Below are 12,454 nucleotides of genomic sequence, written 5' to 3'. Positions count from 1 at the left end.
ATAAACATGAAAAAAATAACAAGTAGAACACAAACATTCATTGTATGTATGTTAATGCTGTGCGGATTCATTCATGCAAAAGATTATCATGTATCTAAAAAGAAACTACTGAATATATCTAATGATTTGCAAACTAGAACCATTAGTGAAGTCATAGATAGGTTGAAGCCTGGTGATAATGTAATTATACATACAGGAATATATCGAGAGTTTGTAAATGTAAATATTAGCGGCACAAAAGAGAACCCAATTAGTTTTATAGCTGCTGAAGGCGAAGAGGTAGAGATTTCTGGCGCCAATGTTTTGTCAGATTGGAGTTTGCACGAAGTAGTAAATGGGGAGAATATCTATGTCTCTGAATGGGAGTCGCTTTTAAAAACCGATAAGCGTTCGTACTATCCAGATAATGATTACCATAAACTAATAGGGAAAAGGGAGCAGATGTGGATATTGGGTATACCACTTCATCAAGTATTGGAAAAGGATAGATTAACTAGAGGAACTTTTTTTTGTGATGATATAAATGGCAAAATTTATTTCCAAAATGCTTCTAACGAGTCATTAATAAAAGCAGGAAAGCCAACAACAGAATATCAGATTGAGGTATCTGTGCGCACGCATGGTATGTTGGTTTCAGGAAATTATATCCATATTAAGGGGATATCTTTTACACAAGCTGCAAATCATGCGCTAAAAGGAGCTTTAGAAATAAATGGCGATTATTTAGTGGTAGAAAACTGTGTTTTTGAAAAGAACAACAGTATAGGAGCAGATTTTAGGGGGAAATATGCTACAATAAACAAATGTGTTTTTAAGAATAACGGCCAGTTTGGTTTTACGGCCTTTGCTGCACATCATAGCCTTATGACTGAGTGTTTGATTGAAAATAATGGCTGGAAAGGATATAAATTAGATTGGGCAGCCGGAGGAAACAAAATATTATTTACTAGAGATTTTGTTATAGATAAGTGTATAGTGAAAAATAATTGTGGTAACGGTATTTGGTATGATGTAGGAAATGAAAAAGGAGAAGTACGTAACAGTTTTATTATAGAAAATCAGAATGCAGGAGTTTTTTATGAGATTTCTTATGAGTTGTATGCTCATGATAACGTAATTGTGAAAAATGGATTGAGGTCTACGTTTAATGCTTGGGGTATGGCAGGTGGTATCTCTTTATCTAGTTCTCCAAAGTGTCTTATTGAACGTAATATTTTAGTAGGAAATAAAGAAGGTTTTGTCTTAAGGGAACAGAAAAGAAAAACAGGTTTAATTGAGCACTACGAGGCAGGGTATGATGTTTGGAAACGAGAGCATGATGTAGCGGTATGGAACCATGATCATATAATACGTAATAACATAATAGCACACAATCGTGATGCACAGGTTTGGGCTTGGTTTGCGACAAAGGATAAAAGGCATATTCCAGGTGAAAAACAGACCATTACAAGAGATGAAGACGGGCAGCCAGTAGGGCTTACATTAGAAACCCTTAATTTGAAATTTAAAGATAATGTGTATTCCACTTCAATTGGAGAATTTCCTTTTTTTAAGTGGGGGGCAACTTGGCTGTCAGAAAAATATAACTTCAAATCAATTAAGGAGGTTAATGACGTGTTAAGTTTAGAAAAAGGAAGTATAATGGAATCTTATCTTTTTAAAGACATTTCTGATTTAGATTTTAGAATTGAATATAACCAAAAAGTAAAAGAGGCTTACCCCAAAGGACAAGTGCCACAAGTAACCCTAGGTATATTGTAATAAGAGGCAGCGGTTAAGTCCTGTGTAAACAAGACGTAAAACAATATAGTTGCTAATAAGAAAAACTTAATAATGTGCACCATTCTTAACAGTTAATGAAAGATTTGTGCTATTCTTTTAACAACCTTAAGGGTAATTTTGTAATACTTTCCGAGGATTGAACTTAATCGATATGGTTAATTAAAGGAACGAATAAAAAACATCAAAATAAATTTAAATTAATTATAACTTATGAAATCAAAACTAATTCTAATAGCATTGTGTTTTTTTAATGTGCTTTCTTCCCAAAATAAGGATTGGAAGGATATTGACAAAAGAGAATTTCCTCAATGGTGGAAAGATGCTAAATTCGGTATTTTTATACATTGGGGGCCATATTCGGTACCTGCATTCTCAAAAGTAGGTGAATATTCCGAGTGGTATTGGAAAGATTTAAAAGACTCTACAACAACAAGCCATAAAGAATTAAAGGCTTTTCATGATAAAAATTATGGAGAATCGTTTGCTTACCCAGATTTTGTTCCTAAGTTTAAGGCCGAGCTATTTGATGCAGACCAATGGGCCTCTATGCTTGAAGGTTCGGGGGCGAAGTATGTTGTGCTTACTTCTAAACATCATGACGGCTATACTCTTTGGCCTAACAAAGAAGCCAATGAATCTTGGGGAAGACCGTGGAATAGTACAAATTCGGGACCTATGAAAGATTTAGTTGGAGAGCTAACGGAGGCTGTACGTAAAACAGATGTAAAAATGGGATTATATTACTCATTATACGAATGGTTTAATCCATTGTATAATACTGACATCGATTTATTTGCTGAAAAACACTTAGTACCCCAATTTAAAGATGTGGTTACCAAATACAAGCCTGCTGTTATATTTGCTGATGGAGAATGGGAGCACCCGTATAACAAATGGAAGTCCACCGAAATGTTAACATGGTTGTTTAATGAATCTCCGGTTAAGGACGAAGTAGTTATTAATGATAGATGGGGGGAAGATACGCGTCATAAACATGGAGGATATTATACCACAGAGTATGGTTCTGGCTTACCAAATTCTACTCATCCATGGGAGGAAAATAGAGGAATGGCTCATTCTTTTGGATTCAGTAGAACAGAAAATTTAAGTAATTATAATACTTCTCAAGAATTTGTATATATGTTAATTGATATTGTTAGTCGAGGAGGTAATTTCTTACTGGATATTGGGCCGACAGCAGATGGTAGAATTCCAGTAATAATGCAGGAAAGATTAAAAGATATTGGAGATTGGATGGATGTAAATGGTGAAGCCATTTATGAAACAACAGCATACAACAAATCATGCCAATGGAGTGAAGGCGAAATTAGAGACTCAAAGCGAGGAAGGTATAAAGTGCCATACGATATTATGAAGTTAACAGTAAACCCAGAGAAAGGATTTGCTGTAAAGGAGGTGTTTTTTACACAAAAGGGAAATGTATTGTATTGTATTAGCCCAAAATTACCGGATGGAAAATTATTGATTAAAGATGTGAAAGTTAAGGATAATGCAAACATTACAATGCTTGGGATTAAAGAAAAGCTTAACTGGAAAAAAACAAAAACAGGTATAGAAATAGATATGCCCAAGTTTGACTATAATAACTTGCCTTGCAAGCATGCTTATTCGTTTAAAATCGAGGGCGTTAAATAAAAGTTGATGTTTCTAGATATAATAATGAATATGGTATGACTGTATTTATTGAGAAAAAACACTTGAAAACATAAGTGAGCAAAGAGTTCACTTATGTTTTTTTGTTACTTATAAAAAAATGATATTAGATGAGTAACCAAAAGTCTTCGTTTTTTTTGTGGCTAAATAATATCAATCACGCTCAGCGGTTCGGCATTTGACAGGGAGAACCTCATGAAGTTCTTTTACTTTTCTAATTTTGTAATATATACGCCATATAGCCATTATTTTGGAATTTTTATTTTTTCAATGTAATTTTACATTATAACAAAAAAGAGGGATGTTTTTTTGAAACTATTCACTCATAAATCACAACTATACTTTCCTATAACCAATACTATAATGCCTCGAAATAATTTTTATATTGTTTATTTTGCTCTTCTTGTTTGGGTAAATTTTATGTATTCTCAAGAGCAGACTAATAATTTTAATTTTGTTAATATAAAAGAAGGGATGTCCAAAAGTCCTGTTCATTCAATAACAGAAGACCGTTATGGATTTAAATGGTTCGGGACTAATGGAGCAGGACTGATTAGGTTTGATGGGATTAATTATAACTCATATGAATATAATTGGGAGGATCAATCGTCAATAAGTAGCGATGTAGTTTATGCAACATACATAGATGATGCAAATAGATTATGGGTAGGAACCAATGATGGTTTAAATTTATATAACAGAGATTTTGACGTGTTTGAGCGTATTGATTTAACTGGAGTCTCTGGAATAGAAAAGAACCAAAATGTTTCTGTGCATGCTATAATTCAAGATAAATCGGGAAATATAATTCTCGGTGTGTTGAATCATGGAGTTTTAAGAATTAATAAAGAAACCTTAAAAATATCTAAGATTTCCTCTGAAAAGAATATAGATACTGGAGGTTTTTCAGTAAATTCTTTTGCAATAAACTCTAGAGGAGAATTATATGTTGCAACAAATCTAGGACTAAAGCATGTTAATAGTGAAAATGATACTTTAGAAGAATTTGTTCAAGTTTATAAAAAAGATACAATAAAAGTAAAAACACCAATAGAGTCTATAGTTATTGACAGCGATGACGATATTTGGCTGGGAACCAATTCTAAGGGGGTCATTAAAATTTCAGAAAAAAACCATAGTATCAATACATTTGATTTATCAGATAAAAGAGTGATGTCTATAATTAATATGGGCAACGATGAAATTTTATGTGGTACTGAAAACGATGGGTTGATACATTTGAGTAAAAACGGTAAAATAATCAAGCATTATACCTACAATAAATTTGACAAGAATAGTTTAAAATCAAATTCAATATGGTCTTTGTATTTGGATTCCAATGAGCGTATATGGCTAGGTTATTATAATAAGGGAATTGGTGTCCATGATAGGCTATATAGTAAATTTCAGTCTATTGAAAGCATCGCGAACAATCCTAACTCGCTTCAAGCAAGCTCTGCTACCGACATTGCAAAAGATAAGTCTGGGAGGTTATGGATTAGTATGGAAGATGGTGGATTGGATATTTATGTTCCTAGTACAAAAGAGTTTTATCATGTAAATAAACATAATGAAAGTTATTTCAAGGGCTTAAATAGTGATGACATACAATCTGTTTTAATTGATAGTAAGGAAAATGTATGGTTAGGTAGTTGGAGCGGAGGTGTTTATCTGTTGAAAAAAGGAAGTAATAGGTTTATTAATTATAATACAGAAAACACTAAAGGAAGCCTCAAATCTAATAAAATAATGAATATTGCAGAGGATACTAACGGTTTAATTTGGTTTGCAACCTTTCGAAATGGATTACACTACTACGACCCTGAGCATAAAACATATATCCATTGCAATATGCCTGTATTTAAAGCATATGGGTTGCACAAGATTGACGCAAGGTTGGTTTATGTCGATTCCAATAATAATATTTGGCTAGGAACAACATCAGGCCTTTTTAAAATAAATGTAAGTAAAGAAGGTGTGTTTTCAGTTGCTTCAATGAAGGAACTTATGTCTACACAGCGACAAAACTATTCTGGCATACACCAAATATTATCTATAACTGAAACTAAAAACGGAAATATTTTGGTAGGTACTGGAGGAGGAGGCTTGTTTGTTTATAATCCTGAAGCAAACAAAATGGAACACCTAAACCATATAAAAGATTTTAAAGAAAATTATATTTCTTTAGTTATAGAATGTGAAGATGGTCAGATATGGCTTGGTGGTAATTCAGGAATCATTTCTTTAAACTTAAACACTCATAAGGTAAAAAAATATACAGTTTCAGACGGATTGTTATCTAATGATTTTAATAATAATGCTGTTATAAAAGATGATAAAGGAATATTATATTTTGGAAGTTATTTAGGGGTCAATTATTTTAACCCTAAAGAAATACCCATAAATTCCAGTGAATGTAACTTGGTGTTTACAGATTTTAAAATCTTTAATAAAAAAGTGTCTCCAGAAGAAGAAAATTCTCCTTTAAGCAAGGTAATATCGCAAACAGAAAATATAATTTTAACTCACGATCAATCTGTTTTTACTATAGAATATGTGGGGATTAACAACACCCGACCTGAAAAGAATCAATATGCTTATTATTTAGAAGGGGTGGATCGAGACTGGAATTATGTTGGTAGTACAAGGAGTGCAACCTATACGAATTTAGCTTCAGGTGATTATGTGTTTAAAGTGAAATCGGCAAACAATGATGGGATATGGAACAAACATCCCTTAGAATTAAAAATAAAAGTATTGCCTCCATTTTGGTTGTCTAACATAGCGTATTTGATATATACTATATTACTTTTGGTAGGGCTATATATGTTCGATTATTTTATGCGCAAAAGAATTAAGCAAAAACAAGATATTCAGTTAGAACGAGAGAAAAGGCTCCAAGAAGAAAGGTTAAATCAAAAAAAGCTTCAGTTTTTTACTAATATATCACATGAATTTAGAACTCCTTTAACCCTTATTAGCAATCCAATAACAGATATTATAAACGGAATGGATTACAACTATCCAATAGAGATACAAAGAAAGCATCAAATTATATATAAAAATGCCAGTAGGCTATCTCGACTTATTAATGAATTAATGGATTTTAGGAAAATAGAATCTAATAGAATGAAAATCCAGGCTAAGGAAGTTAATATTTTTGATCAAGTATCCAATAATGTTGAATACTTTGAGGTAGAAGCTATACAACGCCATATAACATTAAATCTTGAAAATAACGTAGATGATTTAAAAGTTTGGTTAGATCCTAGTATGTTAGAGAAAATTATGTTCAATTTAATTTCTAATGCTTTTAAGGTAACCCCTGATAGCGAAATGATTAATGTTGAGGTAAGTAAAGTAAAAGAAAACGGATATAAGTCTTTACTTGGGGAGGGCCAAGTTAAAGAAGTGGTTAAAATATCTGTTAGCGATACAGGTCCGGGAATAGACCAGAAAGAGTACAAGAAAATCTTTAAGCGATTTTATCAGGTTGGACAGTTAAACAAAAATTATTACGGTAGTACTGGTATAGGATTGGGACTTGTTAAAAATTTTGTAGAGTTACACCAAGGAAAAATAGAAGTAGAAAGTGTATTAGGTCAGGGCTCAAAATTTACCATATATTTTCCTTTAGGAAAAGACCACTTTTCTGACAATGAAATATTTAACGAAATGGATATAACGCCATCTCTAGAGGTAGATACAAATATTCAAGTGTCTAATATTGATGACGCTATTCTAGACGTCAATAATAGTGATGTAGATAGTCAAGAAGTTTCAGAAAATCAAGATAAAAAACATACACTACTAATTGTAGAGGATAATTCAGAGTTAAGGGAATATCTAAAAAATGAACTAAAAAGTAAATACCGGGTTTTAACAGCGGTAGATGGACAAAAAGGCCTGGAAGTAGCTAAAGACAAAACTCCAGATATTATTTTAACAGATGTTGTTATGCCTTCTATTGATGGTGTTGAAATGTGTGAATTAATTAAAAAGGACCTAAAAACTAGTCATATTCCTTTACTGATGTTAACAGCAAAAGCAATGGTAGCAGATCGTATAAAAGGAATTGACTCTGGTGCAGATGCGTATTTAAGTAAACCTTTTGACATGGATGTGCTTAAGGCTACGCTTAATCAATTATTAAAAAGTAGACAAATTTTATTTAACAAACATTACCAAGGCATTCTTGAGCCCTCCAAGAGTAAAACAACTACACAGGACAGTACTTTCATTAAAAAAATATTAGAATACATTAATGAGAATATTAGTGAAACAGATTTAGGAGTGGAATTGTTGGCATCAGAATTATTTTTAAGTAGGAGTCAACTTTACAGAAAAGTAAAAGCGCTTACAGGTGTTACAGTTAATGAGTTTATTAGAAAGATAAGACTTGAAAAAGCTAAGGAGTTATTGGAGTCTGGAGACTATAATATAAGTGAAGTTACATATAAAGTAGGTTTTTCTTCACCATCCTATTTTACTAAATGTTTCAAAACTTATTTTAATATACAACCTTCAGATTTAAAAAAATAGTTACGTTTACTCTGTAAAGAATACGGGTTCTATTTGAACAAATACAGGGTGACTATATGATCAGATCAATATCGATAAAATAAATATATTTTAATAGTTATTGATATTTACAACAAAACTAGTTTTTGTTTGTAGTTAAAATGCAACAAAACAACTAGTAATTGCATCATTTTTTTGGGCAGATATTGAGTTGTAAAAATACTTTTACTTCAAATTATTTAACTACTATTTCTTTAAGGAGTACTCGTGTTACAGAGAGTAATAAATGTAAAGTTATAAAACATATTGCATTTACCGTTAATAACCTTAAGGATTAGTGTTATCACAAATAAAAGTAAAATCAAATCTTTATGAATCAGAAAACACTTACTCTGTTAATAGTGTTAATTAGTACTTTAACTTTAAAAGCTCAAGAAATATATTTATCGGATATTCCATTTGCAAACGAATGGAATGAAGCATCTGAACAAGGTAAGTATAAATCCAGAGCAGATAAAAATTTCAATGGTGGTCATCTTAGTTTATTGGGTATCAACTATCAAAAAGGTATTGGCACACATGCTAGCTCCCGTATTAAATACGAACTGGATAGAAAATATAAAACTTTTGAAACTTTAGTGGGTATTGACGATAGCACGAATGGAGAAGGTGCTGCAATAGCACAAATAAAACTAGATGGAAAAGTAGTATACGAATCACCTTTGTTAAAAGGAAAACAAAACCCAGAGTCTATTAGCCTAGATATTTCTGGTATTACCGTGCTGGAGCTGCACACCTTTGCTAAAAGTGATAACAAGAATGCCAATTTGGTAAATTGGGCAAACGCTACTCTAACAAAGCACGTGGAAAAAATAGACTGGAAAGCTTTAGATGAAGTTAAATTGCTTTCAAAACAAAATGAATGCTATGTGTTTTCAAAAGGGGAAATGCGAGTTTATATCACGCCTTATAGAAATAATACGGTGCGCGTAGAGCTTAAAAGGTCTGATGAAGTAAAAAATCCAATTCATGAAGAATTAATTGACCAAGCACGAGTTGAAAATTTAAAACATAAATTTGTTGAAAAGCAAGGCTATTACCTTTTACAAACAAAAGGTATGAGTTTGCGTATTTACCAAAGCCCATTTAGGCTAGCAGTATACGGTGCAGACAACAGCAGGCTAATTTTAGAGCAACCGCTTTTAGAAGCTAATGTTATGGGCGGTAATTATAAAAAGAGCAGGTTCAAGATGGATGTTTCTGGTAATGAAGATGCTTATTTTGGTTGTGGTATTCAGTATGAAAATTTCAATTTAAGAGAAAAGTACATTCGCAATTGGTCAGTATATGTTAACCAAAAGCGAACTACAGGAGAAGTGGAAGTAACCATTCCCACTTTTTTTTCAACAGCAGGTTTTGGTTTTACCCTTTTAAATCCTTATGAAACTTCTTTCGATTTTGGAAAACAGACCTCAAAAGTATTAGAGGTATCTTCAAATAACGGAAATATGGATTTTCTTTTATATACAGGGAACTTACAGGGGCAAATGAAAACCTATTTTGAAACCACAGGTTATCCAGCCTTATTACCAAAATATGCTTTTGGACTTGCTTTTAGGGGATACGGAGCGGGAGGTGAATACGGAACAAACACATGGTCGGCAACTAAGTTTAATACTGTGGTTAACGAGTTTGAAGAAAGAGGAATTCCGTTTGAAGGGATAGGTACCGAACCAGGTTGGTCAACAGATTTTGGCGGATTTACTTGGTGGGATAAACAGTTTCCTAATCCAAAAAAATGGGTTCATGATATGAGTGAAAAAGGACATCCAGTAAGTAACTGGATTCATACTGATGTAAATATTAAAGATGCTGAATTACATAGAAAAATGAAGCCCTTCTTAAACCAAAACCTTTATCCTGATGTTGCATCGAAAGAATCTATGGATATCTTATATCAATTTTTTAATGAAGAACATTTTTCTTTAGGAGTCACGGGGTTTAAAGAAGATTCTCATGTACAGCGTATTCAGTATTACGATCAATGGGCAAGTGGAGCATCTGGGCAAGAAATGCATAACGCTTATTGGTTGCTTTGGTTAAAAAATATAACAGAGCGCTATGTCCAAGATTATGATACACGCCCATTAAATTATTTAGCTTCAGGCTATACAGGTATACAGAGGTATCCGTTTTGTAATTATGCCGATTATGGAAATTTAAAAGGAGCCGTACGAGCAATGGTCAACTCTGGTTGGTTTGGTATTAATTATTCTTCAGAAATTCAAGGGTTTTATATGAAAAAACAACCTAAGTATGTTAGGGCCTTACAGCTCGTTCAGTTAGGGCCAACACCTATCCATAATGAATGGGCGGGAGGGGAACTGCCTTGGGAACGACCAGAGGAGGTTTTTAAGATTTATAAAGACATGAATACATTACACTATAAACTTATACCTTATATCTATTCGTATGCTGGAAACATAAAACGAAATGTACTCTCTTTAATGCGTCCACTTCCTTTGGTTTATGAAAACGATATTGCCACATATAACATTGATGATGAATATTTATTTGGAAAAGAAATTTTAATAGCACCTGTAACAAACGACCATAAAGATGAAGTCTATAGGGAAGTGTATTTGCCTAAAGGAGATCATTGGATTGATTGGAACAGTAAAGAAAAGATAAAAGGAGGAACCACTATAAAGAAGAAATATAGACTAAGCGAAGTGCCTATGTTTATAAGGTCTGGAGCCATTATACCTATGATGTCCAAGGTGGAAAGTATAGGCCGAAGTTTAACTAATGACCTAGATATATATATATACCCTAAAGAGAAAAATAGCTTTTCCCTTTATGAAGACGATGGTTTAAGTTATGGTTACAAAAAAGGAAATTTTTCTTTAACAGGTATTAGTTATGAGCAAACAAGCAATAAGCTTTATGTAAGTGTTAAAAAACCTACAAGCATTTATACAGGGCAACCTCAGGAAAGAAACGTTAGTTTTAAGATTTTTACAGATAAACCTAAAAGAGTATTATTAGGAGGTAAAGAGATAGACTTTGAATACAAAGAAGGTTTTTTAATGTTTAAAACAATATTATCAACAAAAGATTTACATGTTAAGATTATAAAAGAATAATAATTTTTTATTGAAATACAGAAAAACTAAAATAAACAGAATATGGTCTTTTTAAAAAATGATAAACTAATATTTGTATTCTCTATCGCAATATTGATTACTAATTGCAGTAGTGATAAGATAAATGTCGAGGTGTCAGAAGAAGTTGTTGAGGTTAATTCTCCTAAAGAGGAAGATCCGGCAGAATTGGTTGAACCCAAAAATAAAAACGGAACTTTGTTGGATAGAAATGGAGTTCCCTTAAGAGGTGTGCCAATGATTATTACCCAAATACATCAAGATAAAGGAGTGCCTTTTGCTAAAGATGTTGATAATTGGATTAAACTAAGAGATACATATAAAATCAATACCGTTAGATTATACTGGTCAGATTTATGGAAGTCTATAAGAGGAGCCAAAGAGAATGAATATTGGAATGTAGATGAAGCGCTGCCACATATTGAGGCTTGCGTACAAAATGCAATTGCAGTTGGAATGAATATTATAATAAACTACCATGTAACTGGGGAAAATGAATCATTTAAAGATTATAATGACATAACGCAACCTATCGATTACAATAGAAATCATGCTGAAAGATTAGATTTTTGGACTAAAATTTCAAAAAAGTACAAGAACAACAATTTGGTTTTCTTTGAGCTGAGTAATGAGCCTGTATTTAATACCACCGGATATCTTAATGCGGATTTTAAGAAAAACTTAATACAAATTTATAATGTTGTTCGTAAAGAAGCACCAAACAGACAGATTTTACTTTTTAGCTTTAATGGCACACATTACAATCTAAAATCTGTAGTTGAAGATTATAGTCCAGATATCGATTGGAGTAGAACTTCAATCGCATTTCATGCTTATCATGATACAACCTCTACAAAAATAGAGGAACTCATGAAAACCTATCGTATTGTTTGTACTGAATGGGATTATTATGGGACGTATGATTATGTTAAATCTATTAACGGAGATTATTTATCAGTCGAAAGTATGGAAAAGCTTAACATAGGCTGGGTTGATTGGTTTAATAAAGAGTCAGTAACTTCTTTTAACAGATTGGAAAACATTTTACTACCAGACGCAGAAACTAAGGGGTATGCTTGGTGGTATTGATTTGATAATTTTCATTAAAAAGCGTAAATAAAACGTATGGGAGGTGACCTTTTTAAGGTTAACTCTTTTTTTAGATTCAGGTGGAGTAACAGATGTACTAGTTTTTTAATTAGTTTTAAGTGGTGATTGTAGCAATCTTTAATGTAACAAGTGTTTTTCTATATTTGCTTTCTCTATAAAATAAAGTGTTAGTATTATCTATTGTTTTAAGTTAATCAATAAAC

At 32.3% G+C, this 12,454-nt stretch carries 5 protein-coding genes; all 5 read left to right on the top strand.

Going from position 1 to position 12,454, the window contains the following annotated elements; genetic code table 11:
• Positions 1-6: 6 nt before the first annotated feature.
• Positions 7-1,761, top strand: coding sequence for a right-handed parallel beta-helix repeat-containing protein (locus JM658_RS07750; protein WP_236958682.1), 1,755 nt, complete (start codon positions 7-9; stop codon positions 1,759-1,761).
• A 231-nt stretch (positions 1,762-1,992) separates the two neighbouring features.
• Entirely contained in the window at positions 1,993-3,438 is a 1,446-nt protein-coding gene (locus JM658_RS07745; RefSeq protein WP_236958681.1) for an alpha-L-fucosidase, read from the top strand.
• Positions 3,439-3,819: 381 nt separating this feature from the next.
• A complete protein-coding gene (locus tag JM658_RS07740) occupies positions 3,820-7,998 on the top strand; it encodes a hybrid sensor histidine kinase/response regulator transcription factor (RefSeq protein ID WP_236958680.1) in 4,179 nt (1,392 codons plus the stop codon).
• 350 nt (positions 7,999-8,348) lie between these two features.
• Positions 8,349-11,123, top strand: a complete 2,775-nt coding sequence (locus tag JM658_RS07735) for an NPCBM/NEW2 domain-containing protein (protein WP_236958679.1) — start codon at positions 8,349-8,351, stop codon at positions 11,121-11,123.
• 42 nt (positions 11,124-11,165) lie between these two features.
• On the top strand, positions 11,166-12,230 hold the full coding sequence (locus JM658_RS07730) for a glycoside hydrolase family 5 protein (protein WP_236958678.1): 1,065 nt from the start codon (positions 11,166-11,168) through the stop codon (positions 12,228-12,230).
• Positions 12,231-12,454 lie beyond the last annotated feature (224 nt).

Source organism: Joostella atrarenae, assembly GCF_021764745.1.
Taxonomy (GTDB): domain Bacteria; phylum Bacteroidota; class Bacteroidia; order Flavobacteriales; family Flavobacteriaceae; genus Galbibacter; species Galbibacter atrarenae.
Note: the sequence above shows the minus strand (reverse complement) of the source record. Positions and strands in the feature narration are given on the sequence as shown.

What these genes read in the sequence shown, in the direction of transcription:
- JM658_RS07750 (WP_236958682.1), top strand. Translation starts at nt 7, where the DNA reads ATGAAAAAAATAACAAGTAGAACACAAACATTCATTGTATGTATGTTA.
- JM658_RS07745 (WP_236958681.1), top strand. Translation starts at nt 1,993, where the DNA reads ATGAAATCAAAACTAATTCTAATAGCATTGTGTTTTTTTAATGTGCTT.
- JM658_RS07740 (WP_236958680.1), top strand. Translation starts at nt 3,820, where the DNA reads ATGCCTCGAAATAATTTTTATATTGTTTATTTTGCTCTTCTTGTTTGG.
- JM658_RS07735 (WP_236958679.1), top strand. Translation starts at nt 8,349, where the DNA reads ATGAATCAGAAAACACTTACTCTGTTAATAGTGTTAATTAGTACTTTA.
- JM658_RS07730 (WP_236958678.1), top strand. Translation starts at nt 11,166, where the DNA reads ATGGTCTTTTTAAAAAATGATAAACTAATATTTGTATTCTCTATCGCA.